The following is a 24,311-nucleotide window of genomic DNA, read 5'->3' as shown; positions in this document are numbered from 1 at the left end:
CTCACGACTTCCGCGCCACACCTGCATAGATCAGTTCGTTCCACGACGGGTCCTCGGCGATGTCGGTAGGCCCGGCCGGCCGCCAGCTGCCACAGCCCACCAGGCCCGGCTCGACCAGCGCCAAATCGCCCAGCAGGCCCAGAATCTGGTCGTGGGACCGGGTGTGCGGCACCTCGCCGCGCCGCTGTGCCATCTGGTCGCTGGCCGCGGCGAACGACTCCCGGTGCGCGTCGGAATTGATGTGGGTGAAGGCGACCAGGCTGCCCGGGGCCAGCGGTTCCTGGTAAGCGCGCACCAGCCCGGCCGGGTCGTCCTCGTCCGGGATCCAGTGCAGCAGCAGCATGCACAGCAGGCCGACCGGCTCGGAGAAGTCGATCAGCCGCCGGACCTCCGAGCTGTCCAGCACCCCGGCCACGTCGCGCACGTCCGCGTGCAGGACCGCGGTGCGGTCGTCGCCCGCCAGCAGCAGCTGGCCGTGCGCGACCGCCACCGCCTCCTTGTCGACGTAGACCACCCGGGTCTCGGGGACTTCCCGCTGGGCGATCTCGTGCACGTTGCCCACGGTGGGGATGCCCGCGCCCAAGTCGAGGAACTGCCGGATGCCTTGGGAGATCATGAAGCGCACCGCGCGGCCGAGAAAGGCGCGGTTGAGCCGGACCGACTGCCGGATCCACGGCAGCGTCCCCTCGAGGTGGTCCGCGGTGGTGCGGTCCGTCTCGAAGTTGTGGCTGCCGCCGAGCCAGTAGTCGTAGATCCGGGCGACATTCGGTGAACTCGTGTCTACTCCGGCCGGGACCCAGTCCCGTGTACCCGCCATCGCGCACCTCATAGGTTCGGGAGCCGGAACAGCATACTCACCCTGGTCACGATGACTTAATCCGTCAATCGTGGTTAAGGTACTACCCAATCGGGCGCTGCCAGTGCCGCTGAATGGATCGTAAAATAGCGGGCCTCCCGATTCTCCCCAATGTCAAGGAGTTCGCGTGCCCGTCCGGGTGGCACCTGGACGGTGGCCTTTGCTGGGACACACAGTCGAGCTGGTCCGCCGTCCCGTCCCATTCACCGCCGGACTTCGGGAACACGGTGACGTGGTCACACTGTTCCTGGGACCATTGCACACCTATTTCCTCACGAATCCGGAAATTATTCACCGCGTGCTCGTGACAAATGGATCCAGCTTCGGCAGCGGAATCATGTTCCGCAAATTCCGCCCGTACGCGGGCAACGGTCTGGCCCTTTCCGACGGGCCCTTCCACCGCAGGCAGCGCAAGCTGATGCTGCCCGCCTTCAGCCAGCCGCACCTGCGCCGCTACGCCGAGGGCTGGGTCCGGGCGACCGCCGCCATGGCCGGGTCCTGGCAGCCAGGCGAGGTGCGGCAGATCGACACGGACATGCAAGCCCTTGCCATGACCAACGTGGGCGAGGCGCTGTTCGGCACCGAACTGGGCGAGGAAGCCATCCGCGAGGCCCGCCGCTCGATCCCGCTGATCATTCAGCTGGGCATGTACCGGGTGCTCTCCCCTGGCTTCGCGGAGAAGCTGCCGCTGCCGTTCAACCGCCGCTTCGACGAGGCCATCGCGCGCATGAAAGCCGTGGTGCGGGAACTGATGGCGGGCCGCGACCCCGACACCGACCACGGCGACCTGTTGTCCACGCTGCTGCTGGCAAGGGACGCCGAGACCGGCGAGCGGATGACCCGGGAGCAGGTGCACGACGAGGTGATGACCCTGCTCACCGCGGGCACCGAGGCCACCGCGCTGATCCTGGCCTGGGCCTGCCACGAGCTGGGCCGCAATCCCGATATGGCGGAACGAGTGCGAGCCGAGGTGGACCAGGTCCTCGGCGGACGCCCGGTCGCCTTCGACGACTTGCCCGCGCTGGCCTACACCGGGCAGGTGGTCAGCGAGGTGCTGCGGATGTACGCGCTGTGGATCCTGATGCGCCGCACCGAGCAGGAAATCGACCTCGGCCCGGTGCGGCTGCGCCCCGGCGACGAGGTGATGTTCAGCCCGCTCGCCATGCACACCGACCCCCGGTACTGGGATCACCCGGCAGCATTCGACCCGGACCGATGGTCCACCGACCGGGTGCGCTCGTTGCCGCCCGGGGTGTTCATCCCGTTCGGCAACGGGATCCGGCAGTGCATCGGCCACCTGTTCGCGCGAGCCGAGGTGGTCATCGGGCTGGCCACGATCCTCGCGCGGTGGCGCCTCGAACCGGCCGGCCCGGTCCGGGTGCGCTACACGACCATCGCCTACCCGCGCGGCATGCCGATGACGGTGCGTCCGCGGGATTAGCAGTTCACACAACGGAATATGGAGTTTTTGTGCATTTGCTCTTGCGCCGGGCCGTCGCCGCGGCGATGGCTCTGCTGTGCGTCAGCACGGTGCTCACCCCACCGCAGGCGTCCGCTGACGAGGCGTCCTGCCAGGACCTAAACATCCCCGTGTCGCTGGTGGATCTGCCCCTGCTCGGGCTTAACGATCAGACCATGTACGGCAGGCTGTGCGTCCCGCCCGGCGGCAGCCGCACCCTGCAGGTGCTGGTGCCCGGCGGCACGTACAACTCGACCTACTACGACCCGCCCGGCCTGCCAGACACCCAGTCGTTCCGCAAAGCGGTGAACAGCGCGGGATACGCCACCCTGGCGATAGACCGGGTCGGCTCCGGACGCAGCTCCAAACCGCCGAGCTCCCTGCTGACCGCGAGCAGCCAAGCCAACGCGGTGCACCACGCCATCCAAGCGATGCGGACCGGCGCGGTGGGGCCCAGGTTCGACAAGATCGTCCTCGTCGGGCACTCGCTCGGATCGGCCACCACGATCATCGAGGCAGGCACCTTCCACGACGTCGACGGCGTGGTGATCACCGGATTCACTCACCGGGTCGCCGCGCTGACCGTGACGCCCACGGTGGCCGCGCTGAGCCCGGCGGTGCTGGACGCGCGGATGTCCAAGGTCGCCGGGCTGGACCCGGGATACCTGACCACGCTGCCAGGCATGCGATACGACGCTTTCCACAACCCCGCGCCGTACAACCAGCAGGTCATCGACGAGGACGAAGCGAACAAAGACCTGATCGCGCCCGGCGAGATCGTGGACGCCGTCCTGATCGGTTTGGTGCTGCCCTACAGCAGGCAGATCACCGTGCCGGTATTCCTGGCGATGGGCCAGGAGGACAACGTCTTCTGCGGCCCGCTGGCCAGCGACTGCTCCAGCGCGGAAAGCCTGCGGCAGGGCGAAGCCACCTACTACTCGCCCGAGGCCCAACTACGGACGTTCGTGGTGGCAGGCTACGGACACTCGATCAACTACGCCCCCAACGCGCCCCTGCTGCACGACGCGGTGACCGGCTGGATGAACGACATGATCGGCCAGTAACGCATTCTGTCGAGCATTGCCCGCCCGGCTCCGCATGACCTGAGCCGGGCGGGCAGAAGGCACGCACGACATTCTGGAACCCGGGGCGTTCTATCGCCTGCCGCGGCCTGGTCGACGTCGTCGCCTGAGCCGTTGCGGTACTTCGCTGCTGTACAACACGAAAAAGGCCCTTCCCGGATCCCGGAAAGGGCCTTTAATCCACTGTGGAGCTGAGGGGAATCGAACCCCTGACCTTCTCGATGCGAACGAGACGCGCTACCAACTGCGCTACAGCCCCTAGGAGCGTGAGCCCCTGTTGTTCAGTGCTTGGAAAGCTTAGCAGCGCCTTCCAGGCACCGAACAGCGGGGGTCACTCTCCGACGGCCCGGCGGTACGGGCCCGCGGTGGGCTCGGCGAGTTCCTCGAATGCGGGGTCCTCGTCGTCCAGGTCGACCACGACGGCCTGGCGGCGGATGCGGGACATCGGGGACGGTTTGCGCTCCACGATGTCGCGCGGCACCTCGGGTGCGACGACCTCGACGTCTTCCTCTTCCTCCTCGAAAGAGTCGTACGCCTCGTGAACAGGAGCAGGAGCCGTCGTCGAGTAGCGGGCCATCCGGCGCTGCCGGATTTCGTTCTCGATGCGGACCTGACGGCGGAGGTACACGAGGTAGCCGACGAGGGCGAGGTCGACCGCGGCGTGTGCCCACCAGGCGAGCGACAGCGCGAATCCGGCGATCGCGGCCGTGACGACGGCGGCGATCAGCAGGATGACGACCACTCGCTGACGGAACGCGTACTTGGCCTTGGCCGCGATCTCCGCCGCTTCCGGGTCGAAGCCGCCTCGGCCCGGGCGGTAGCTGCGGCGTTCGCGGCGCGGCGCGGCGGCACGTTCGGCGCGCGCGGGCTGCGGGAGCGGCTCCGGCTCGGGTTCGGGCTCTTCGTCCAGGTCAGCGTCGAGTTCCGCCTCGAGTTCGGCGAGATCATCCTCCACCGAAGGATTCGCATTGTCGGACACGGCGTCGTCCTCCTGTCCCTCGTTGCGAGCACTGCCCCTTCGCACTACCCGGGCGGCCAGCGCGGAGGTTGGCGTCCGCGCGACTTGCTGGCGTTTGCGAGCCACCATGGGCACGAGAACGACGAGCCATGCCGCGGCGAGCGCGACGATGATCACCGAACTGGGCATCTCCCGTCACCTCCCCCGATCCTCTGCTGTAGTCACGCTAGCCACAACAGTCACACAGGAGGCGCAGACTCGCCGGGTTCGATCACGAAAATGCATCACCGCATTAGGTGAATCTCACAGGATGTGGTAACGCGTGATCGGTTTAGAACGCGTAGTCACCATCAGGCCAGGTCGGCGCGCCCGGAGGCCACCAGGCGGGACACCAGGCCGTCGCCGGTCTCTTCTTTCGTCACGGCGAAACACAGGTGGTCACGCCATGCGCCGGCCACGTCGAGGTACCGCTCGAACAGCCCTTCCTGCCGATATCCGGCCTTCGTGAGCACGCGGATGCTGGCGTTGTTCTCCGGCCGCACGGTCGCTTCCAGCCGGTGCAGGCCCGCGACATCGAAAGCGTGATCTGTCACGAGCGCGACGGCCGCGGTGGCCACGCCTCCCCGGACGATCTCGGACGACACCCAGTACCCGATCCAGGCCGACCGGAGTGCGGCGCGGATCACATTACCGACAGTGATCTGCCCGGCGAACTTTCCGTCCACCGTGATCGTGAACGGCAGGCACTGGCCCCGCCGCGCCAGCCCGCGCAGCGCCGCCCACTGCGACGGCCACGACCAGAACGCGTTGCGGTCGGCCCACGGCCCGATCCCGGTCGGCTCCCACTCCTCGAGGTGCTCGCGGTCGCGCAGCCGGACGCGGCTCCACTCGCCCGCGTCGCGCAGCCGCACCGGGCGCACGGCGAGCACGCCTGCCGGGATCCGCAGCGGGCCGAGCGTGGCGGGCCAGCCCGGGTGCCGGTTTTCGACCGAGTCGGCGAGTGCGGCCACGGATCAGGCGCGCTGGGCGAGGAAGGTGACCTTGACCTGGTCGCCCGCGGCCACCTCGGTGAGATCCTCTTCGACGGTGATGAGGCAGTTGGCCTCGGCCAGCGACGCGAGCAGGTGCGCGCCCGACGTCCCGAGCGGCTGCACCAGGTACTCGCCGTTCGCTTCGTCGCGCAGCAGCTGCCCGCGCAGGTAACCGCGACGGCCCTTCGTGGACGTGATCGACGACAGCAGCCGAGCCCCGACCACCCGGCGGTGCGGGTTGCGGGTGCCGCGCGCGGTGCGGATCAGCGGCCGCACCAGCACCTCGAACACCACGAGCGCGCTCATCGGATTGCCCGGGATGAGGAACGTCGGCACCGAATCCGGCCCGAGCCTGCCGAAGCCCTGCACCGAACCGGGGTGCATGGCGACCCTGGTCAAGTCGATGTGCCCGAGGTCGGACAGCGCGGCGTGCACCTCGTCGCCGGAAGACCCGCCGGCCCCGCCCGCGACGACCACGATCTCGGACATCAGCAGCCGTCCCTCGACGACCTCGCGCAGCCGCTTCGGGTCGCCCGGCACGATGCCGACCCGGCTCACCTCGGCGCCGGCGTCGCGCGCGGCCGCGGCCAGCGCGTACGAGTTGACGTCGTAGACCTGGCCGACCGACGGCGTGCGGTCGATGTCCACCAGCTCGTCGCCGACCGACACGATCGACACCCGAGGCCGCGGGTAGACCAGCACTTTCGCGCGGCCGACCGCGGCCAGCAGACCGACCTGCGCGGAGCCGATGGTGTCGCCCTTGCGCACCGCGACGTCGCCGATCTGCACGTCCTCACCGGCCCGGCGCACGTAACCCGCCGACGGCACGGACCGGGTCACGGTGACCTTGGCCTGGTGGCCGTCGGTGTACGCGGTCGGGACCACGGCGTCGGCGAGCGTGGGCAGCGGCGCGCCGGTGTCGACGCGCACCGCCTGGCCCGGCTGCAATCGGCGCGGCTGACGCGAGCCAGCCGGGATTTCGCCGACGACCGGCAGCTGGACCGGTTCCTGCCCGGCCGTGCGCACGTCGACGCTCCGGACCGCGTATCCGTCCACTGCGGCCTGGTCGAACCCGGGCAGCGCGTGCTCGGCGACCACTTCCTCCGCGCAGAGCAGGCCCTGCGCTTCGGAGATCGCGACGCGAACCGGCCGCGGGCGCACGGCGGCGTCGAGGGTCAGCGCGATCTGCTCGTCGACTGAGCGGAAGTCTCCGGATTCAGCGGATTCTTCCGTCGGGACAATGGCTTCCGCCGTTTCCGCCGCGGCGACGGCCTGAACCGCCGGTTCGGGCGTCTCGACTTCTTCGGCCGGGGTGGCGGGGGTGGAATCGAGGGAGTCCGTCATGGGCGATCGTTTCCGATCCGTTCGGTCAGCCAGGCGCGCAGCGACGGCCCGTAATCCGGGTCCTCGAGCGCGAAATCGACAGCGGCGCGCAGGAATCCGCCCGGGTTGCCCAGGTCGTGCCGCCCGCCGCGGTGGACGACGATGTGCACGGGGTGCCCCTCCTGGATCAGGAGCGCGACGGCGTCGGTGAGCTGCAGCTCACCGCCCGCGCCGGGTTCGATCCGGCGCAGCGCGTCGAAAATCGCCCGGTCGAGCAGGTACCGCCCGGCCGCGGCGTAGGTCGACGGCGCGTCCTCCGGCTTGGGCTTCTCGACCATGCCGTGGACCTGCTTGACGTCCGGGTCGTCGGTGTCGGTGACGTCGAAGACGCCGTACGGGGAGATCTGCTCCTTCGGGATGTCGAAGGCGCAGAGCACGCTTCCGCCGTGCTGGGCGCGGACGGCCGACATCCGGTCGAGGACCCCGGCGGGCAACACGAGGTCGTCGGGCAGGAGCACGGCGACGGCGGTGTCCTCGTCGGTCAGGTTCGGCTCGGCCTGCGCGACCGCGTGCCCGAGCCCGAGGGCCTGTTCCTGGATCGCGACCTCGACGTCCAGCAGCTCCGGCCCGCGGCGGACCTTCGCCAGCAGCTCGGTCTTACCCTTTTCCTCGAGCGTCTTCTCCAGGTCCGGCTTCGCCTCGAAGTACCGGACGACAGCTTCCTTGCCCGGCGAGGTGACGATCACCAGCCGCTTCGCCCCCGCACTCGCCGCCTCGGTCGCGACGATCTCGATCCCCGGCGTGTCGACCACCGGCAGCAGCTCTTTGGGCACCGCTTTCGTGGTCGGCAGGAATCGCGTGCCGAGGCCTGCGGCAGGCACGATGGCGGTTCTGAAGGTCTGGGTGGTTGAGGCGCCCGTCATGGGCGCAAAGCCTAACCTGGTCTCATGCACGAGCCGGGCAATGAGACCCCGAGCAAGGCGGAGTGGCGGACACGAATCCTTCGCGCCCGCGCCGAACTGCCCCCCGAAGCCCATGCTCGCGAGGCAGCCGCCCTGGCGACCGCGGCATCGTCAATCCACGCGGAAACGGTGTGCGCGTACCTCCCTTTCGGCACCGAGCCCGGCCAAATTTCCCTGGTGAACGCCCTGGCCGCGCGCGTCCTGCTGCCCGTAATCCCGGACACTCCCGGCCCGCTCGACTGGGCCGAGTACACCGGCCCGGACACCCTGATCCCCGGACGCCTCCGCGGCGTCCTGGAACCGTCAGGCCCACGCCTGGGCACCAGCGCGGTGGCCTCGGCACAGGTGCTGCTGATCCCAGCCCTGGCCGTCGACCGCCACGGCACCCGTCTCGGCCGCGGAGCCGGCTACTACGACCGCACCCTGACCGCCGCGCCTGACACCGCCCGCGTGGCTGTGGTGCGCGCAGAGGAGGTCGTCGACCGCCTCCCGGCCGAACCCCACGACGTGCCCATGACGGCCGTCCTGACGCCCTCCGGCCTCATCCAGCTGCCGACAGCCGCTGCCGCTCGGTGAGGCGAGTGGTCAAGACCACTCGATCGGGCCGTCGGTTCGGTGCTGCCGCTTGAGTGAGGCGAGTGGTCTTGACCACTCGACCGGCATGCCGGGTTCAATGCCGCCGCTCGACGAGGCGAGTGGCCACGGCCGCCCGATCGGCCCGTCGGGTTCGGTGCCGCCGCCCGAACCGAATGGCCGCCGACCAGCGCCGAACCGAAGAGACCGTCTGCGGACGCCCGGCAAGGACCACACCGCCAGCCTCAATCGACACCCGGCATCCGCCACCGCCCAGCACCGAGCCACCAGCTCCACCCGGGTCGCTCGCGCTGCGCACGCTCAACCGGACAAGTCGCCAGCTCCGCCCACCTCACTCGCCTCAGCGTTCACCCACGAAGCACCCAACCTCCCAAATCACCGAAACCACGCATCCGCCCACAACCCACACCAGCAACACACCCACAGCCGCCCGAATCGGCGCCCTTCGAGCCGCCCACAAGCACCGCCCAGACCCCGCCAACCGGCCCAGCAACGGCCTCACTGACCGGACCAGCCGCAGTCCAGCCACCGAGCCGCACCCGCTTTGGACGTCCTGACCAGCGCCAACCCGCCGCCACCCCTTCCGCCGCAGCACTGTGAGCAAGGGGTAATTGCGCTGAGGGAATGTCGTCCAGCACAATTGGGTTAGCACTCTTGTAGGTCGAGTGCCAGTGCATGAAGGAGCTTCAGTGCCCACGTACCAGTACGCCTGCAAGGAATGCGACCACCGCTTCGAGGCGGTGCAGTCCTTCTCCGACCCCAGCCTGACCGTCTGCCCGCAGTGCTCCGGTCCACTGCGCAAGGTCTTCAGCTCGGTCGGCGTGGTCTTCAAGGGCAGCGGGTTCTACCGCACGGATTCGCGTGATTCGAGCAAGTCGAGCACCTCCGCGACTCCGGCCAAGACCGAGAGCGCCAAGTCCGACTCGTCGTCCACCACCTCCTCTTCGTCGACGTCTTCTTCGTCCTCGAACACATCCTCCACGACGAGCACGACAAAAACGGCTTCCACGCCCTCCTGACCCCGAGTTATCCACAAGGGGCCAGTTGTCCACAGGTTCGCGAATCGGCCCTTTCGGCCGGTTCACGACGTCCTTAACGTCGGTTTCGTGCGGCATCCCGTCGCATCGGAACCGACGAGGGGACAACCGTGAACACCTTGCTCAGCCGCCTTCCCGCGCTGCCTGACGTCCGTCTGCCGCGCGGTCGGCGAGCCCGGATGCTCCGCCGGTGTCTCGCGGCGGCCTTGCTCTTGGCCGGCCTGCTCGTCCTGTTCCTCCCGCCCTCCGCACGGGGCGCACCCGCCACCGCAACGGTGGTCTCCGCACGCGACCTGCCCGCGGGCTCCGTCCTGCGCGCTGCCGACGTGCGGACTGTCGCGCTGCCCGACGACCTCCGCCCGTCCGGCGCGCTGTCGGCGTCAGACGCGGCGGTGGGGCGGCTTCTGTCCGGCGCGGCGCGGGCTGGCGAGCCCATCACCGACGTCCGGCTCCTCGGCAACAACCTCCCCGTAACGGGTGAACCCGGCGCGGTCACGGTCGCCGTTCGGCTCGCGGACGCGGCCGTCGCCGAGCTGCTTCAGCCGGGTCAGCGCGTCGACGTCGTCGCGGGCGCGGATACCACAAATTCCGCATCTGTGCTGGCCAGAGGGGCCACGGTGGTCACCGTCCGGCGTTCCGACGACGCCGGGAACCGCACGCTGGGCCCGCCGCAGAAGGGTCCGCTGGTACTGCTCGCGCTGCCGGCGCAGGTTGCCACGCAGGTCGCTGCTTCCTCGCTCGAACGACCGGTAACGGTTACTCTCCGCTAACCCGACCCTGTTCCGACGGGCGACGGCTGTCTTACGACGGCCAGACGCCTGTCCCGAATCCCCTGGGAGCAGCAGTGCTGAAAGGTTTCAAGGACTTTCTGATGCGCGGCAACGTCGTCGACCTCGCGGTCGCCGTCGTGATCGGCGCCGCGTTCACCGCGATCGTCACGGCGTTCACCAACGGCCTGATCAAGCCGTTGATCAACGCGCTCGGCGGCTCGGACGCGGCGAAAGGCCTCGGCTTCAACGTCCTGCACGGCAACGACTCGACGTTCATGGACTTCGGCGGCGTGATCAACGCGGCGATCAACTTCGTGATCGTCGCCGCGATCGTGTACTTCCTGATCGTGCTGCCGATGAAGCACGTCCAGGAGCGGCGCAAGCGCGGCGAGGAGAAGGGCCCGGCCGAGCCGACGGACGTCGAGCTGCTCACCGAAATCCGCGACCTGCTGCGCGCGCAGCGGGGCAACGGCTCCTCGAGCGGCAACTGAGGGGTCAGCGATCGTGATGCGGGGGCCGGTTCTCGAGGTACCACGAATCAGGAGTGGTCTCCGGGCCCCGGCCCCGCTCATCGGACGTAGTCTCCGGCAGCACGTCGCCGAAGATCTCGTCGACCCGGCGGCGGCGCTGGGCCTCGGTCACGCGGGGACGTCGTTCTTCGTGCGGCATGGGTCCATCGTCCCACCTGTTGTTTGACAAGTGCAGAGAGACATCCGCCGCGAACCGGCCGGGCTCAGACCTCTTCGAGGCCGGAGAGCTCGTCGATCACGTGCGGGACCAGCGACGAAAGGGTCGCCATACCGTCGCGCACAGCCGCGCGCGAACCGGCCAGGTTGACCACCAGCGTGCTGCCCGAAACGCCGGCCAGGCCGCGGGAGATCCCGGCGTCGACCGCGCCAGCGGCCAGCCCCGAGGCGCGCAGGGCCTCGCCGATGCCCGGGATCGGGCGGTCGAGGACACCGGCGGTCGCGTCCGGTGTGCGGTCGCGCGGCGACACTCCGGTGCCGCCGACCGTGATCACCAGGTCCGCACCGCCGATCACCGCCGTGTTGAGCGCGTTGCGGATGCCCGCGGTCTCGGCTTCGACCACGACGACGCCGTCGACGATGAACCCGGCCTCCTCGAGCAGCTCGGTGACGAGCGGCCCGGAGGTGTCCTCGTGCTCCCCGTGCGCGACCCGGTCGTCCACAATCACCACGAGTGCCCGGCCCAGCCGCTGTGCGCTCCGTTCCATGCCGACACCGTATCCGGTTCCGGGCCCCCTTCGCCGCCGCGGGCCCGGTGATTTCTGACGATTCGGTGACGTGGTCCGCGCAGGCCGCGCGCGCCCCAGGGCAGGCGGCCTAACGTCGGCGAGGTGCGAGTGCTCCTCACCGGCGGCGCCGGGTTCATCGGGTCCCGGATCGCCGACCAGCTGGCCGACGACGGCGACGAGGTGGTCGTGCTGGACAACCTGCTGTCCACCGCGCACGGCTCGACCACGCCACCCGAATACACCCGGCGGCACCGCTTCCTGCGCGGTGACGTCACCGACACCGAGATCGTCGCCGAGCTGCTCGACGGCGTCGACGCGGTCTGCCACCAGGCCGCGGTGGTCGGGCACGGAGTGGATCCCTCCGACGCACCCTCGTACGCGCTGAACAACGACTACGGTACCGCCGTGCTGCTGGCCGCGATGCACGCGGCGAAGGTGCGCAAGCTCGTGCTGGCCTCGTCGATGGTGGTCTACGGCGAGGGTCGCTACGCGTGTGCGGAACACGGCGTCGTTCCACCGTCAGCTCGCCGGCAGTCCGATGTGGACGCCGGACGATTCGAACCCACCTGCCCGCACTGCGGTGCCGAGTTGGGCTGGCAACTCGTGCCCGAAAACGCGCCGCTGTTGCCTCGAAGCACGTACGCGGCAACCAAATTGGCGCAAGAACACCTCGCGGGTGCCTGGGCGCGGCAGACCGGCGGCACGGTCTGGGCGTTGCGCTACCACAACGTCTACGGCCCGCGGATGCCGCAGAACACGCCGTACGCCGGAGTGGCGTCCCTGTTCCGCTCGGCGCTGGAGCGCGGAGAAGCGCCGACCGTGCTGGAGGACGGACGGCAGCAGCGGGATTTCGTGCACGTGGACGACGTGGCCCGAGCGAACGTCCTCGCGCTCCGGAGCGACGGTCCGGAGGCAGACCTGACGCCGCTGAACATCTGTTCCGGGCAGCCGCACAGTGTCGGCGACCTGGCCCGGGAGCTGGCCCGTGCCTGCGGCGGACGGGAGCCGCGGATCGTCGGCGGCGCGCGGCCGGCTGATGTCCGGCACGTGGTCGCCGACCCGGCCCGAGCACGGGAGCTGCTCGGATTCCAGGCGGAAACCTCCTTCGCGGACGGCATCGCCGCGTTCGCCACCGCGGAGCTGCGCGCGCCCGTCACCCGATGAGGTGAAGATCACTTTCCGGAATGAATCGGCCGTACCGGATCTTGATGCTGGGCATGCGTTCCATCGTGGTGGGGGACATCGAAATCCACGCATTGACCGACGGACGGCTGCAGCTGCCGTCGTCGTTCTTTCCAGGACTCCTGGGCAAGCGCTCGGCACCGACCGCCGTGCCCGTGGTTCTTGGCGCATTCCTGATCCGGACGGGCGTCCGCACAGTGCTGGTCGACGCCGGTTTCGGTCCGCGTCCGACCGGCGAGCCGCATCTGCCGCAGCATTCCAAAGAGCAACTGCACCCGGTGGTCAGCGCCGCTGAAACTGAGCACACCGGAGGCTTGCCCGCCGCGCTCGCCGAAGCCGGGGTTGCCCGCGAAGACGTCGACACCGTGGTGCTGACTCACCTGCACGCCGACCACATCGGCTGGGTCGCGCCGAGCGGCGAGCCGTACTTCCCGAACGCCGAAGTGCGGTACGGCGCGCCCGACTGGGCGGCGTTCGTCGAACCGGCGGGGCGGCACGACCGCGGCCGCGTAGCGCTGGAAGCCCTTCGCGCCCAGGGCAAACTGCGTCCGATGCTGGACGGCGAAACGGTCGCGCCCGGCGTCACCGTTCGGCATGCTCCCGGGCACACGCCGGGGCATTACGTGCTGGAGGTCGCGGATCAGGACCGTCGCGCCGTCCTGATCGGTGACGTCTTCCAGATTCCGGAGCAGATGGCCGATCCGACGATCGGGGCCGCATCCGACGTCGATCCGGGGCAGGCGGAGCTGACCCGCCGTCGCTGGCTCGGCGAGGTGGCCGGTACCGGGACCATCGTCGCGGCCGCGCATTTCCCGGACGAGCCATTCTTCCGGATCGCGACCGACCACACCGTGGAGCCGATCTCGGCCGTTGCCGCGCCCTGACTGTCCACAATAGACGGATCAGGACGCCGCCAGCGGCAACCGCACCTCGAAGCGGCATCCTGGGCCGTGGTTCTGCACGCCGATCCGGCCTCGGTGTGCTTCCACCAGGCCCTTCGCGATCGCCAGGCCCAGCCCGCCGCCGCTGGTGGTGCCGCTGCGGTCGGGGGTGCGGGCTTGCGTGCCGCGGAAGGCGACGTCGAAGACCCGGCTGATCTCGTCGTCCGGGATCCCGCCGCAGCCGTCGTCCACGGCCAGCAGCGCCTGGTCGCCGTCGATGCCGAGTTGCACGGCGACCGTGCCGTCCGGCGGAGTGTGCCGGATGGCGTTGGACACGAGGTTCCGCACGATCCGCGCCAGCTCCGGATCGCTGCCGGACACCACCGGCCACGCCGACGCGTTTTCCAGCACCCGCACGCGTTTGCGGTCCGCCACCGGTGCCTGCGCGGCGACCGCGTCGCTCACCACGTCGCGCAGCGGGACCGCCGACATGCTCAGTTCGAGTGCTCCCGCGGTGATCCGGGACAGCTCGAACAGGTCGCCGACCATGCCGGACAGCCGGGTGGTCTCGCCGCTGATGCGCTGGGCGTAGTCGGCCACCTCAGCGCGTTCCGAAACCACGCCATCGGCCAGTGCCTCCGCCATCGCCTGGATCCCGGCCAGCGGACTGCGAAGGTCGTGGCTGATCCACGCGACCAATTCGCGACGCGACTTCTCCGCCGCGCGTTCGCGTTCCCGCGCCTCTCGTTCCCACACACTGCGCCGCGCGATGACCCGGCCCAGCACCATCGCCGCGGGCACCGCGACCAGTGCCACGAGCAGGCACACGAGCAGTTCGGTGGTCAGCGCCTCGGTGAACATGAAGCCGCTCACGCCGAGGATGCCGACCAGCATCGCCGCGATCGGGGTCAGCACGAGGGTGGTCATCGTGGTGGCCAGCGATCGGTGCCGCAGCAGGTAAAGCGCGAGCCCGCCCAAGGCTGCCACCGGCAGGGCGAACAGCAAGGCGAGCGGAAGAATGTGCAGGACGTGGACGAACATGTCCCACGCCGACTCGCCCGAGCCGATCATGGCTGTGTCCGGTCGTAGCGGTAGCCGACGCCCCACACCGTCGCTACACGGATCGGTTTGGCCGGGTCACGCTCGATTTTCTCGCGCAGCCGTCGCACGTGGACAGTCACCGTGGACTGGTCGCCAAAGTCCCAACCCCACACCTTCCCCAGCAGGTCAGCCCGGCTGAACGCGACGCCGGGGTGGGAGAGGAAGAACGCGAGGAGGTCGAACTCGCGCGTGGTCAGCGGCAGCACCGCGCCGTCGAGCGTCGCCTGGCGGGCGGTCATCTGGAGCCGGAGGTTGCCGTCTACCAGCTCAGCGGTGGGCGGCTCGGGTCGTGGCATCCGGGCCCGGCGCAGCACGGACGCCACGCGCAGCGTGAGTTCCTTGGGGCTGAACGGTTTGGTGACGTAATCGTCGGCCCCCAACTGCAGCCCGGCGATGCGGTTTTCCTCCTCGCCCAACGCGGTGAGCATGACGATCGGCACCTGGCTCGTCTGCCGCAGCCGCCGGCACACCTCCAGGCCGTTGAGGCCAGGCATCATCACGTCGAGCACCACCAGGTCCGGCACGCGCTCGGCGAACTGGGCGAGCGCCGCCGTGCCGTCGCCGGCCAGGTCGACGGTGAAACCGGCGGTTTCGAGGTAACGGCGCACGACGTCGCGCACGGTCTCGTCGTCGTCGACCACGAGCACGCGACCCGCTTGGTCTTCCATGCCTCACCTCACCAGTTCGTCAGCAGCAGGTGGTTGACCGCGAGCGCGACCACCGCCTGTCCGGCCAGCCACCAGCGGCGGTGGCCCGCCGGAAGCAGCGCCGTGGCCGGGATCAGCCACGCGCCGAACGGTAGCCAGATCCGTTCTACCTCAGCCTTCGACAGGCCGGACGAATCGGCGAACACGATCGTGAGCACGGCCGCGATCACGATCAGCAGCACCGGATCGCGCAGGAGCGTCTTGCGAGACGGCAAGAAGACCGCCGAAGCCACTCCCCGGCGGGCCGCCGCGACCACCGCTGGCCCGCACGCGACCGCCACCGCGGCCAGGTCGGCCCACACCCAGTACGAATACGGCCGCACCACCGCGACGCCTTGGTAGTAGCGCTCGACGACGAGGTGGTAGCCGTCGAACCACCAGAATCCGGCTAGGGCGAACACGGCGACCACTGCCAACGCGCCGAGAACAGCGGCTGCCGCGGCCCGCCATTGTCGGCCGAGCAGGGCGACGGCCAGCGCGACCAAGCCGAGCAGGACAAGGCCGTAGGAGAGGAAGATGCCGAATCCGATGAGAATCCCGGCTGCCAGCCCGGTGGGCCAGGCGTAGCCACGGCGTTCGCGGAAGCCCACGGACGCGAGGGCGAGCAGCGCGATACCGGTAGCGGTTACACCAGCGAAGAGACCGTCCGCGGACACGCCCAGCCAGACCGCGCCTGGGCTGAGCACGGCGAACGGCAGGGCCGCGCGGGCCGCGTCGGGACGGCCGAGCAGGGCGATCGTCGCTGGTACCGCGACCGCGACTGATGCGGCCACCAGCACGACGGCGGTCGACGCCCACGCACCGCCGTGGAGGCCGAGCCGGTCGAGCCAGACGAAGACGAGCGTCGCGCCTGGCGGATGACCGGACACGTGGGTGGTCCACGAGTTCGGCTGGAAATCGAGGATGCGCGAGGAGAATTCGCGGAGAAAACGCGGGATGTCCGTGATGCCGGGGACTTCGTGCAGGTACTCCTGCGGCGTGGTGAGCCGGCCGGTGAAGCCGCGGGTCCAGCCGTCCACCATCGCGAGCGAGAAGATCCAGGCGAGGGACGCCAGATAGCCAGCAGCCAGGGCGCGCCGCCATCGCAGCCGGGCGGCCAAGGCCGGGCCGTACAGGACGACGCCAGCGGCGATCAGGACCGCGAACACCGAGCCGGGGCCGACGTGCGGCAGCCAATGCGCGAACAGCGGCGGCGCGAACGCATAGATCACCACGCCCGAGCCTGGCCGGTTGTAGTACACGCCAACGGCGGTCGCGGCGGCGATCACCGCGAGGGTGCCGCCGACCGTCACGAGATCAGCGCGGAACCGGGGACGGACGGGAACCGGGGGCGGCGGCTCGGCGAGCCGGGCAGCCTTCGTCGACTCGCTCATCGCCGGTCACGATAACCCCGTTGGCGGCGGCCTGGCAGGTTTCCCGCGAATCCGTGAGAAGTCGGTAAGATCTTGACTGACGTCAGGATTTGGTAAGCACCGCAAGGGTTCTGCACTGTCCTTTCCAGACCTACCGTACGCCTCGTGAACGAATTCGGAGTGGACGTCGTCCTCCCCTGCCTCGACGAGGCGGCCGCACTGCCCGGTGTGCTCGCGAGCCTCCCGCCGGGGTATCGCGCGATCCTCGTCGACAACGGATCGAGCGACGGTTCTCCCGGCGTCGCGGCCGCGCACGGCGCGAAGGTCGTCGACGAGCCGCGGCGCGGTTATGGTGCCGCCGTCCACACCGGGCTGGAGAACGCAACCGCTGACATCGTCTGTTTCGCGGATGCTGACGGATCGCTCGATCTGGCCGAACTGCCCCGTCTGGTCGCCGCGGTCGTGGATGGCGCTGACCTCGCGGTCGGACGCCGAGTGCCGGTGTCCCGGGCGGCTTGGCCGTGGCACGCAAGAGCGGGCAATGCCGTCCTCTCACTGCTCTTGCGGTCCCGTGGACTGCCCGTGCGGGACATCGCGCCGCTGCGGGCCGTACGCCGCCGGGAGTTGCTGGCTCTCGGCGTTGCCGACCGGGCGTTCGGCTATCCGCTTGAGCTGCTGGTGAAGGCTCAGCGCGCGGGCTGGGTGGTCCGGGAGTTCGACGTCACTTACCGGGAACGGGCGCGGGGCACGAAATCGAAGGTGTCCGGTTCGGTGCGCGGCACGTTGCGAGCGGTGCGGGACTTCGGGCGGGTGTTGGTCCGATGACGTTCTGCCTGCTTGTAGTCGCGAAAGCCCCCGTGCCAGGGTTCGCGAAGACGCGGTTGTGCCCACCCGCGACGCCAGACCAGGCAGCGGAGATCGCCGCGTCTGCGCTGCTGGACACGTTGGACGCTGCGTTCGCCACTGACGGCGCGATCACCGTCGTGGCGATGACGGGCGACCTCGCAGCAGCGGCGCGGGGTACCGAAATCGGTCGCGCATTGCGCAAGGCGACTGTGATTGCGCAGCGAGGCTGGGATTTCGGCACCCGGCTGGCCAACGCGCACTCCGACACCGCTGCGGTGCATGCCGGTTTGCCCGTGCTGCAGATCGGCATGGACACGCCGCAGGTCTCGCCCGGGTTGTTCGCGTCGGCGATCGAGCCGGTCGTCACCGGAGCCAGCAGCGCGGTGCTGGGCGACGCTGAAGACGGCGGCTGGTGGGGGCTTGGGCTCGCTGATCCGCGGCAGGCGCAAGTGCTCGCCGGAGTTCCGATGTCGCGTCCGGACACCGGGTTTCGCACTCGTGCGGCGCTGACGGGTGCGGGTCTGCGCGTTGGCAAGCTGCCGACGTTGTCCGATGTGGACACCATGGAGGACGCGGCGCGAGTGGCCGCGATCCGGCCCGACGGCAGGTTCGCGGCTGCGGTCGACGCAGTGGGAGCGATGGCATGAAACTCGCAACTGGCCAGGAATTCGACCGCGGGCTGCTGGGCCATCACTGCTGGCTGGAGCTGGCGAATGGAGGCCGCATCGAGCTTCCGGTCGGTCGTTGGGCCGACGGTTGCGACGCGGGCGACGCCGTGCTGCTCGACGCATGCGAGGGTCCGACGCTCGATGTCGGTTGCGGACCTGGCCGTCTCACTGCCGCGTTGACGCGCCGAGGCGTAGTGACCCTTGGTGTGGACAGCTCGCCGGTCGCGGTGCGGCTGACTCGACGGCGTGGGGCAAGTGCGTTGCAGCGCAACGTTTTCACTCGCTTGCCCGGCGAGGGACGGTGGAATCACGTGTTGCTGGCCGACGGCAACATCGGGATCGGTGGCGATCCCGATGCCCTGCTGCGGCGAGTACGCGAGTTGCTCACGTCCGACGGTGACGTGCTCGTCGAGTTGGAGGAGCCCGGGCACGGCGTACGCCGGGATCACGTCCGGCTGCGGCCGGATCCCGCGGATGGCCGATGGTTCACGTGGGCGTGGGTCGGCGTCGACGCCATCGCGGAAATCGCGGTACGGACTGGGTTCCGGGTCGTGTGGACGACCAGTCGCGGGCACCGCTGGTTCGCGAAGCTGGCACGCGCGTGAAACGCGGACGGCTGGCGGCCGCCTGGCGCGGGTTCGACACGCGGGTCACCGCGGCGCAGGCCAAGATCGGCGAACGGGCTCGCGCCGTCGATCGCCGGGTCCCGAAGTCGGAGCAGTTCAAGGGCGGCGCGCACGGTGAGCGCGTCACGGCGAGGGTCGGCAGCCTGCTCGGACTCGCGTTCCTGATCTGCTTCGTCACCGGGCTGTTGAGCCATTTGATCCAGCATCCGCCGGAGTGGTTCTTCTGGCCCAGCCGACCGGTCTGGCTGTATCGGGTGACGCAGGGCGCGCACGTGTTGTCCGGGATCGCGGCGATTCCGTTGCTGCTGGCCAAACTGTGGAGCGTCTACCCGAAGCTGTTCGAACGTCCGCTGGTGCGCTCGGTGCCGCACGCGGTGGAGCGGCTGTCGATCCTTGTCCTCTCCGGGGCGGCGTTCTTCGAGCTGAGTTCGGGATTGCTGAACGTCGCGCAGAACTACCCGTGGAACTTCTACTTTCCGCAGGTGCACTACGCGGTGGCGTGGGTGGCGATCGGGTCGATCCTCGTGCACGTCGCGGTGAAGCTCCCGGTGATCCGGCGGGCGCTGACGCGGGAGCGTGCGCCGGTCGAACCGCCTGGCCCGGGGTTGTCGCGGCGAGGATTCCTGACCACCACGGGGATCGCGACCGGAGTCGCCGTGCTGGCCACCGCGGGAGCGACGGTTCCCGCCCTTCGGAACGTCTCCGGGCTGTCGTGGCGCTCGGACAAGGGCTCGCAGAGGTTGCCGGTCAACCGCACGGCCGTAGCGGCGCAAGTAACGCGGGCCGCACAGGATCCCGGGTGGCGGCTGTCCGTGGTGACGCCGGCGGGAACGCGGCAGTTCACGCTGGCCGAGTTGCGGGCGTTGCCGCAGACCACTGTGGACTTGCCGATCGCGTGCGTCGAGGGATGGAGCCAGATGGCGACGTGGCGCGGCATCTCGTTCCCGGACCTGCTGCGCGCGAGCGGCAGTTCGCCGGGGGTCGACGTGCGGGTGTCGTCGCTGGAGAAGGCCGGGCTGTACGGCGTCAGCGTGCTGCCTGGCGAGCACACGGCCGACCCACTCACGTTGCTGGCGCTGGAACTCAACGGCGAGGTGCTGAACCTTGACCACGGCTATCCGTGCCGCGTGATCGCGCCCAGCAGGCCAGGCGTGCTGCAGACGAAGTGGGTCTCGAAGCTGGAGGTGCAGTGAAGACCGCGCGGATTGTGCTGGCGCTGCCCGGATTAGCGGCGCTGGCGTACGGGATCGTGCTGTTCCTCGACTACGCGGCACCGGCGTGGCCGGACAGCTTCACGACGCTGCTGTGGCTCGGCGGCGGTCCGATCGTCAACGACGCGGTGTTCGCCCCGATCGCGGGCGTGGTTGGCCTGCTGCTGGCGCGAATCCTGCCAAAGCCGTGGCGGGGGCCGGTGCAGGTCGGCGCGGCGCTGACGGCGGTGCTGGGCTTCGTGGCGTTCCCGCTGCTGTGGCGCACGTATGGCGTGCCGCCGAAACCTGGGCTGCACGACGGCAACGCATGGCTGGGGCTGGTGGCGACGCTCGTGGTGGTGTGGACCGCCGTCGTGGCGGCAGTAGTCGTCCGAATTGTCCGGGTCCGGTATCGCGCGGCACGGAAAATTCGGGTCCGCGAACATAGTTGACCTGGGTTTTCTTCCGGTACCGGAATTTTCCCGCGGATTCGGCGTTTGGGACGTCTGGCGCGTGGGCACCTCACCGCACGCGGAGAGGCTCTCCGTGCCGAGTCGGAGGCGGCACGGAGAGCCTCTCCGTGTTTTCGTGCGGGAGCCGGTTTTCGGGCGCTGGGCACAAAAAACGGCCACGCGCGACCGGCTCGGATGCTCCGGTCGCGCGCGGCCTGCAAAGGTTCGGCCCCAAGCGCGGATAGGGGGTCGAGCCGTGGCTGGTCTCGGCCGCGCCACGGCGGCCGAGCGTTCTAGTTGGCCGGTACCGCCTGCCCGCCCAAGGTGACCTGCACCGTGCGCCCGCCGGCGAGGGTGAAGGTCGTCTGGTCGTTCGGAGCGCGCGTGCGGATCGCGGCGACGAGCGTGTTGGCGCTGTCGATGACGCGGTCGTCGATCTTGGTCACCACGTCGCCGGACTTCAGGCCGGCTTTCTCCGCCGGGCTGCCCGGTGTGATGTCGCCGAGCTGGGCGCCGCCCTGGGGCGCGTCGGTGACCTTCGCGCCGATGAACGTCTGGGTCGCGTGCCCGGTCTTGATGATGTCCTGCGCGGTGCGGCGCGCCTGGTCGATCGGGATGGCGAAGCCGATGCCGACGTTGCCGCCCTCGCCGCCGCTGCCCTGGCCGCGGCCCGAGTTCGGGCTGTAGATGGCCGAGTTGATGCCGATGACCTGGCCGCTCATGTTCGACAGCGGACCGCCCGAGTTGCCGGGGTTGATCGCGGCGTCGGTCTGGATCGCGTCCATCACCGTGGTCTGGTCGGTCTCGTCGCCGCCGGCCTGCACCGGGCGGTGCAGCGAGCTGACGATGCCCGAGGTGACCGTGCCGGTCAGCTCGTACGGCGAACCGATGGCGACCACCTGCTGCCCGACCCGCAGGTCGTCGGACCGGCCCAGCTCGACCGGCGTCAGGTTGCCGACGCCGGACACCTTGACCACGGCGATGTCCGTGGTCGGGTCCCGGCCGACGACCTTCGCCGCAGCTTTCTTGCCGTCCTGGAACACGGCCTGGATCTGGCCGCCGTTCGCGGCGACCTGGACGACGTGGTTGTTGGTGAGGATGTAGCCGTCGCTGCTGAGCACGAAGCCGGAGCCCTCGCCCGCCGCGGTCCGGCCGGACACCTGCAGCTCGACAACGCTCGGCGACAGCTTCTGCGCCACCGATTCGACCGAGCCGGCGGGCACATTGCCGGTCTGCTGCGCGGGTTTCGGCGCGTCGAGCGCGCTCACCGACGAACCGGATCCGCCGGTGAGGTAGCCGACGGTCCCGCCCGCCACGCCGCCGATCACGAGCGAGATGGCGGCGACGCTCGCGAGGAGCTTGCCCGCCGAACCCTTCTTCTCGCGCTGCGCGGGGACGCCGTACACCGCGGTTCCCGGTGCGCCGTAAGGGTTGGCCGGGGATCCGGCGGGCGGAGTCTGCGTCCCGCCGGGGTACTGGCTGCCGTACGGCTGACCCGCCGCGGGCTGCTGCTGCGCGCCGGGGAACTGTCCGCTCTGGGGCGCACCGGCGGGCGATGCCGCGCCTTGGGCCGACCACGGGTTCGGCATGCCTCCAGCCGGAGCAGCACCGGCCCCGTACGCCGTGCCGCCGGCCGGGGCGGTGCCGTACTGACCCGCAGGTGCTCCGTACGCGCCGGAAGTGTCACCGCTCGCCGTGCCGGTGCCGGACGTCCCCGCCGAGCCCTCAGCCGCCGAACCGTACGCGGCAGTCGTGCCGGAGGCTTGCTGACCCCCGTCGCCGCCCGCCGGATCTGCTGACGGGGATTGGCTCGCTGGCTGAGCGGGGGTCTGCTGCCAGGCCGCCTGGCCTTCGGCGCCCGGCTGGGCACCCGGGTCCTGGCGACCCGCCGCGGAGTCGGGCGCGTGGGGGTCGTTCTCGGTCATGTCCTCACCTAAGCGGCTGGGCCTGAGAGGTTCCTGAGTCGAACCTGTGTTTCGTAGATGAGTATGCCGCGAGTTCCGGTCAGCCTGCCGCGCGAAGCCGTTTCGCGATCTGTTCGGGCGTGGCGTCGTTGATCCAGACCGCCATGCCCGACTCGGATCCGGCCAGGTACTTCAGCTTGTCCTTGGCCCGCAGCACGGAGAACAGCTCCAAATGGAGCCACGACAGTTCCCGGTCCCGCCGCACCGGCGCCTGGTGCCAGCCCGCGATGTAAGGCAGCGGCCGGTCGTACAGCGCGTCGCAGCGGCGCAGCACGTCCAGGTATACGCGGGAAAAGTCGTCGCGCTCGGCGTCGGTGAGCGCGGGGAGGTCCGGCACCTGCCGGTGCGGCACGATCTGGATGTGCACCGGCCAGCGTGCGGCTGGCGGCACGAAAGCCGTCCAGTGCTCGCCCGCGGCGATCACGCGCTCGCCGGATTTCTGTTCCGCCGCCAGCACGTCGCCGAGCACCGATCCGCCGTGTTCGCGCGCGACCGCCAGCATCCGCTCGGTCTTCGGCGTGACGAACGGATAGCCGTAGATCTGGCCGTGCGGATGCGAGAGCGTGACGCCGATTTCCTCGCCGCGGTTCTCGAACGGGAAGACCTGTTCGACGCCGGGCGTCTGCGCGAGCGCGGCCGTGCGGTCGGCCCAGGCGTCCACCACGAGACGCACCTGTTCCGGAGTCAGCCGCGAGAACGCGCCGTCGTGGTCGCTGGTGAAGCACACGACCTCGCAGCGGCCGAGGCCCGGCGCGGTCGGCACCAGACCCAAGCCGTCCACAGTGGACGGATCGCCGGTCGCCTGCTGAGAGAACGACGGGAACCGGTTCTCGAACACGACGACGTCGTAGTCGGCTTCGGGGATTTCGCTCGGCTTGCCCGGCCGGGTCGGGCAAAGCGGGCAGAGGTCGGCGGGCGGCTTGTACGTGCGCGTCTGGCGGTGTGCCGCCATCGCGACCCACTCGCCGGTCAGCGGGTCGCGGCGGATCTCCGAGGCGGCCGCGACCGGCGGCAGGTCGCGGGTGTCCGCGGCGAGCCGCTCGTGGGCGTCGGTGTGGTCGAAATAGATGATCTCCCGGCCGTCGGCCAGGTGCGCCGCAGTGCGTTTCACGCTTCTTCTGCCTCGAGGTTCTCCGCCGTTTCGGCGATCATGAGTTCTCCGACCCGCTCCGCGAGGTCTTCTCGCGCGCGGTCGTCCAGGCCGTCGTCAGTCACCACGACCTGCGCTTCTTCCAGGTCCGCGATCGTGGAAATGCCGACGGTGCCCCACTTCGTGTGGTCGGCGAGCACCACCAGCCGCCGTCCGGCCTCCACCAGCGCGCGGTCGGTCTCGCTTTCGGTGAGGTTCGGGGTGGTGAACCCGGGCCCCACCGCCATCCCGTGCACGCCGAGGAACACCAGGTCGAGGTGCAGCGTGCGCAGGCTCTGCACGGCGACCGGGCCGACCAGCGCGTCCGACGGAGTGCGCACCCCGCCGGTCAGGACCACCGTGCGGTCCGGCTGGGCGGCACTGCGCAGCACGTCGGCGACCTGGATCGAGTTGGTGACGATGGTGAGGCCCTCGATGCCGTCGAGCGCGTGCGCGAGCGTCCAGGTGGTGGTGCCCGCGGACAGGCCGATCGCGGTGCCCGGCTTGACGAGCGTGGCGGCCAGTTCGGCGATGGCTTCCTTCTGCGCGCGCTGACGTACCGACTTCGCCTCGAACCCGGGTTCGTCGGTGCTCTTGCCGACCAGCGACGTCGCGCCGCCGTAGACCTTCTCGACCAGGCCGCGGCCCGCGAGCACGTCAAGATCCCGGCGGACCGTCATATCGGAGACGCCCAGCCTCGCGACGAGGTCACTGACCCGGACCGCACCGGTCCGGCGTGCTTCCTCGAGGATCACCGCCTGTCGCTGCCGCGCGAGCACCGCCACTCCCCAAGCACACCATCAACTACACAAAATCCTACACGATTCAACATCAGGTGTGCGCGACATGCAGATCGAGCGTCCCCTGCCGGGCGACCGCCAAGCGT

At 69.8% G+C, this 24,311-nt stretch carries 26 protein-coding genes and 1 tRNA gene; 13 read left to right on the top strand and 14 right to left on the bottom strand.

Annotation, left to right across the window (positions count from 1 at the left end; genetic code table 11):
* Position 1: 1 nt before the first annotated feature.
* Positions 2–817 carry an SAM-dependent methyltransferase gene (locus AB5I40_RS32245; RefSeq protein WP_370933980.1) on the bottom strand — a complete coding sequence of 272 codons (816 nt, stop codon included), beginning with the start codon at positions 815–817 and terminating at the stop codon, positions 2–4.
* 166 nt (positions 818–983) lie between these two features.
* Between AB5I40_RS32245 and AB5I40_RS32240 the strand changes: the two genes are divergently transcribed.
* Positions 984–2,297, top strand: a complete 1,314-nt coding sequence (locus tag AB5I40_RS32240; RefSeq protein WP_370933979.1) for a cytochrome P450 — start codon at positions 984–986, stop codon at positions 2,295–2,297.
* Between the two features lie 29 nt (positions 2,298–2,326).
* Positions 2,327–3,379 (top strand): alpha/beta hydrolase, encoded by a 1,053-nt coding sequence (locus tag AB5I40_RS32235; protein WP_370933978.1) that lies wholly within the window; start codon positions 2,327–2,329, stop codon positions 3,377–3,379.
* A gap of 204 nt (positions 3,380–3,583) precedes the next feature.
* Here the strand turns inward: AB5I40_RS32235 and AB5I40_RS32230 are convergent.
* The 5 genes from AB5I40_RS32230 to AB5I40_RS32210 all read right to left on the bottom strand — a co-directional run bounded on the left by AB5I40_RS32230 (position 3,584) and on the right by AB5I40_RS32210 (position 7,632).
* Positions 3,584–3,656, bottom strand: a tRNA-Ala gene (locus AB5I40_RS32230).
* 72 nt (positions 3,657–3,728) lie between these two features.
* The gene (glpR, locus tag AB5I40_RS32225) at positions 3,729–4,544 is read right to left on the bottom strand and encodes a gephyrin-like molybdotransferase receptor GlpR (RefSeq protein ID WP_370933977.1); all 816 of its coding nucleotides are present in this window, start codon (positions 4,542–4,544) and stop codon (positions 3,729–3,731) included.
* A 161-nt stretch (positions 4,545–4,705) separates the two neighbouring features.
* A complete protein-coding gene (locus tag AB5I40_RS32220; protein WP_116198910.1) occupies positions 4,706–5,365 on the bottom strand; it encodes a GNAT family N-acetyltransferase in 660 nt (219 codons plus the stop codon).
* Between the two features lie 3 nt (positions 5,366–5,368).
* Positions 5,369–6,730, bottom strand: coding sequence for a gephyrin-like molybdotransferase Glp (gene glp, locus AB5I40_RS32215; RefSeq protein ID WP_370933976.1), 1,362 nt, complete (start codon positions 6,728–6,730; stop codon positions 5,369–5,371).
* The gene (locus AB5I40_RS32210; protein ID WP_370933975.1) at positions 6,727–7,632 is read right to left on the bottom strand and encodes a UTP--glucose-1-phosphate uridylyltransferase; all 906 of its coding nucleotides are present in this window, start codon (positions 7,630–7,632) and stop codon (positions 6,727–6,729) included. Before AB5I40_RS32210 ends, glp begins: the two co-directional genes overlap by 4 nt.
* Before the next feature lie 24 nt (positions 7,633–7,656).
* Here AB5I40_RS32210 and AB5I40_RS32205 point away from each other — a divergent pair, with 24 nt between their 5' ends.
* The 4 genes from AB5I40_RS32205 to mscL all read left to right on the top strand — a co-directional run bounded on the left by AB5I40_RS32205 (position 7,657) and on the right by mscL (position 10,563).
* Positions 7,657–8,247, top strand: coding sequence for a 5-formyltetrahydrofolate cyclo-ligase (locus AB5I40_RS32205; protein WP_370933974.1), 591 nt, complete (start codon positions 7,657–7,659; stop codon positions 8,245–8,247).
* Positions 8,248–8,954: 707 nt separating this feature from the next.
* Complete coding sequence (locus AB5I40_RS32200) at positions 8,955–9,284, top strand: FmdB family zinc ribbon protein (RefSeq protein ID WP_182889668.1); 330 nt, start codon at positions 8,955–8,957, stop codon at positions 9,282–9,284.
* Between the two features lie 128 nt (positions 9,285–9,412).
* On the top strand, positions 9,413–10,072 hold the full coding sequence (locus AB5I40_RS32195; protein WP_370933973.1) for an SAF domain-containing protein: 660 nt from the start codon (positions 9,413–9,415) through the stop codon (positions 10,070–10,072).
* Between the two features lie 74 nt (positions 10,073–10,146).
* On the top strand, positions 10,147–10,563 hold the full coding sequence (gene mscL / locus AB5I40_RS32190) for a large-conductance mechanosensitive channel protein MscL (RefSeq protein WP_370933972.1): 417 nt from the start codon (positions 10,147–10,149) through the stop codon (positions 10,561–10,563).
* A 4-nt stretch (positions 10,564–10,567) separates the two neighbouring features.
* On the opposite strand, the gene AB5I40_RS32185 is transcribed toward mscL, so the two are convergent.
* Positions 10,568–10,741 (bottom strand): hypothetical protein, encoded by a 174-nt coding sequence (locus tag AB5I40_RS32185; RefSeq protein WP_167493483.1) that lies wholly within the window; start codon positions 10,739–10,741, stop codon positions 10,568–10,570.
* Between the two features lie 64 nt (positions 10,742–10,805).
* A complete protein-coding gene (locus AB5I40_RS32180; RefSeq protein WP_009083558.1) occupies positions 10,806–11,306 on the bottom strand; it encodes a molybdenum cofactor biosynthesis protein B in 501 nt (166 codons plus the stop codon).
* Between the two features lie 123 nt (positions 11,307–11,429).
* Between AB5I40_RS32180 and AB5I40_RS32175 the strand changes: the two genes are divergently transcribed.
* The gene (locus AB5I40_RS32175; protein WP_370933971.1) at positions 11,430–12,491 is read left to right on the top strand and encodes an NAD-dependent epimerase/dehydratase family protein; all 1,062 of its coding nucleotides are present in this window, start codon (positions 11,430–11,432) and stop codon (positions 12,489–12,491) included.
* Between the two features lie 53 nt (positions 12,492–12,544).
* Positions 12,545–13,393 carry an MBL fold metallo-hydrolase gene (locus tag AB5I40_RS32170; RefSeq protein ID WP_370933970.1) on the top strand — a complete coding sequence of 283 codons (849 nt, stop codon included), beginning with the start codon at positions 12,545–12,547 and terminating at the stop codon, positions 13,391–13,393.
* Between the two features lie 18 nt (positions 13,394–13,411).
* On the opposite strand, the gene AB5I40_RS32165 is transcribed toward AB5I40_RS32170, so the two are convergent.
* From AB5I40_RS32165 to AB5I40_RS32155, 3 genes are read right to left on the bottom strand one after another with little or no spacing between them, the layout of a single operon-like run.
* On the bottom strand, positions 13,412–14,461 hold the full coding sequence (locus AB5I40_RS32165) for a HAMP domain-containing sensor histidine kinase (protein WP_344280821.1): 1,050 nt from the start codon (positions 14,459–14,461) through the stop codon (positions 13,412–13,414).
* A complete protein-coding gene (locus tag AB5I40_RS32160; RefSeq protein ID WP_370933969.1) occupies positions 14,458–15,159 on the bottom strand; it encodes a response regulator transcription factor in 702 nt (233 codons plus the stop codon). Before AB5I40_RS32160 ends, AB5I40_RS32165 begins: the two co-directional genes overlap by 4 nt.
* An 8-nt stretch (positions 15,160–15,167) precedes the next feature.
* Positions 15,168–16,571 (bottom strand): hypothetical protein, encoded by a 1,404-nt coding sequence (locus tag AB5I40_RS32155; protein ID WP_370933968.1) that lies wholly within the window; start codon positions 16,569–16,571, stop codon positions 15,168–15,170.
* Between the two features lie 159 nt (positions 16,572–16,730).
* Between AB5I40_RS32155 and AB5I40_RS32150 the strand changes: the two genes are divergently transcribed.
* From AB5I40_RS32150 to AB5I40_RS32130, 5 genes are all read left to right on the top strand, one after another.
* Positions 16,731–17,375, top strand: coding sequence for a glycosyltransferase family 2 protein (locus AB5I40_RS32150; RefSeq protein WP_370940656.1), 645 nt, complete (start codon positions 16,731–16,733; stop codon positions 17,373–17,375).
* Entirely contained in the window at positions 17,372–18,043 is a 672-nt protein-coding gene (locus AB5I40_RS32145) for a DUF2064 domain-containing protein (RefSeq protein ID WP_370933967.1), read from the top strand. The genes AB5I40_RS32150 and AB5I40_RS32145 overlap by 4 nt, the downstream gene beginning before the upstream one ends.
* Positions 18,040–18,669: a methyltransferase domain-containing protein gene (locus AB5I40_RS32140; protein WP_370933966.1), complete on the top strand. Its 630-nt coding sequence runs from the start codon at positions 18,040–18,042 to the stop codon at positions 18,667–18,669. The genes AB5I40_RS32145 and AB5I40_RS32140 overlap by 4 nt, the downstream gene beginning before the upstream one ends.
* A 65-nt stretch (positions 18,670–18,734) precedes the next feature.
* Complete coding sequence (locus AB5I40_RS32135; RefSeq protein WP_370940655.1) at positions 18,735–19,883, top strand: molybdopterin-dependent oxidoreductase; 1,149 nt, start codon at positions 18,735–18,737, stop codon at positions 19,881–19,883.
* The gene (locus AB5I40_RS32130; protein ID WP_370933965.1) at positions 19,880–20,332 is read left to right on the top strand and encodes a hypothetical protein; all 453 of its coding nucleotides are present in this window, start codon (positions 19,880–19,882) and stop codon (positions 20,330–20,332) included. The genes AB5I40_RS32135 and AB5I40_RS32130 overlap by 4 nt, the downstream gene beginning before the upstream one ends.
* 293 nt (positions 20,333–20,625) lie before the next feature.
* Here the strand turns inward: AB5I40_RS32130 and AB5I40_RS32125 are convergent, their stop codons facing one another.
* The 3 genes from AB5I40_RS32125 to AB5I40_RS32115 all read right to left on the bottom strand — a co-directional run bounded on the left by AB5I40_RS32125 (position 20,626) and on the right by AB5I40_RS32115 (position 24,204).
* A complete protein-coding gene (locus AB5I40_RS32125) occupies positions 20,626–22,257 on the bottom strand; it encodes a trypsin-like peptidase domain-containing protein (protein ID WP_370933964.1) in 1,632 nt (543 codons plus the stop codon).
* Between the two features lie 79 nt (positions 22,258–22,336).
* Positions 22,337–23,407 (bottom strand): galactose-1-phosphate uridylyltransferase, encoded by a 1,071-nt coding sequence (gene galT, locus AB5I40_RS32120; RefSeq protein WP_370933963.1) that lies wholly within the window; start codon positions 23,405–23,407, stop codon positions 22,337–22,339.
* A complete protein-coding gene (locus tag AB5I40_RS32115; protein WP_344281251.1) occupies positions 23,404–24,204 on the bottom strand; it encodes a DeoR/GlpR family DNA-binding transcription regulator in 801 nt (266 codons plus the stop codon). The genes galT and AB5I40_RS32115 overlap by 4 nt, the downstream gene beginning before the upstream one ends.
* Positions 24,205–24,311: the final 107 nt, after the last annotated feature.

Source organism: Amycolatopsis sp. cg13 (assembly GCF_041346965.1).
GTDB lineage: Bacteria > Actinomycetota > Actinomycetes > Mycobacteriales > Pseudonocardiaceae > Amycolatopsis.
Note: the sequence above shows the minus strand (reverse complement) of the source record. Positions and strands in the feature narration are given on the sequence as shown.

What these genes read in the sequence shown, in the direction of transcription:
- AB5I40_RS32155 (WP_370933968.1), bottom strand. Translation starts at nt 16,571, where the DNA reads ATGAGCGAGTCGACGAAGGCTGCCCGGCTCGCCGAGCCGCCGCCCCCG.
- glp (WP_370933976.1), bottom strand. Translation starts at nt 6,730, where the DNA reads ATGACGGACTCCCTCGATTCCACCCCCGCCACCCCGGCCGAAGAAGTC.
- AB5I40_RS32185 (WP_167493483.1), bottom strand. Translation starts at nt 10,741, where the DNA reads ATGCCGCACGAAGAACGACGTCCCCGCGTGACCGAGGCCCAGCGCCGC.
- AB5I40_RS32165 (WP_344280821.1), bottom strand. Translation starts at nt 14,461, where the DNA reads ATGATCGGCTCGGGCGAGTCGGCGTGGGACATGTTCGTCCACGTCCTG.
- AB5I40_RS32125 (WP_370933964.1), bottom strand. Translation starts at nt 22,257, where the DNA reads ATGACCGAGAACGACCCCCACGCGCCCGACTCCGCGGCGGGTCGCCAG.
- AB5I40_RS32245 (WP_370933980.1), bottom strand. Translation starts at nt 817, where the DNA reads ATGGCGGGTACACGGGACTGGGTCCCGGCCGGAGTAGACACGAGTTCA.
- AB5I40_RS32140 (WP_370933966.1), top strand. Translation starts at nt 18,040, where the DNA reads ATGAAACTCGCAACTGGCCAGGAATTCGACCGCGGGCTGCTGGGCCAT.
- AB5I40_RS32160 (WP_370933969.1), bottom strand. Translation starts at nt 15,159, where the DNA reads ATGGAAGACCAAGCGGGTCGCGTGCTCGTGGTCGACGACGACGAGACC.
- glpR (WP_370933977.1), bottom strand. Translation starts at nt 4,544, where the DNA reads ATGCCCAGTTCGGTGATCATCGTCGCGCTCGCCGCGGCATGGCTCGTC.
- AB5I40_RS32145 (WP_370933967.1), top strand. Translation starts at nt 17,372, where the DNA reads ATGACGTTCTGCCTGCTTGTAGTCGCGAAAGCCCCCGTGCCAGGGTTC.
- AB5I40_RS32210 (WP_370933975.1), bottom strand. Translation starts at nt 7,632, where the DNA reads ATGACGGGCGCCTCAACCACCCAGACCTTCAGAACCGCCATCGTGCCT.
- AB5I40_RS32205 (WP_370933974.1), top strand. Translation starts at nt 7,657, where the DNA reads ATGCACGAGCCGGGCAATGAGACCCCGAGCAAGGCGGAGTGGCGGACA.
- AB5I40_RS32180 (WP_009083558.1), bottom strand. Translation starts at nt 11,306, where the DNA reads ATGGAACGGAGCGCACAGCGGCTGGGCCGGGCACTCGTGGTGATTGTG.
- AB5I40_RS32170 (WP_370933970.1), top strand. Translation starts at nt 12,545, where the DNA reads ATGCGTTCCATCGTGGTGGGGGACATCGAAATCCACGCATTGACCGAC.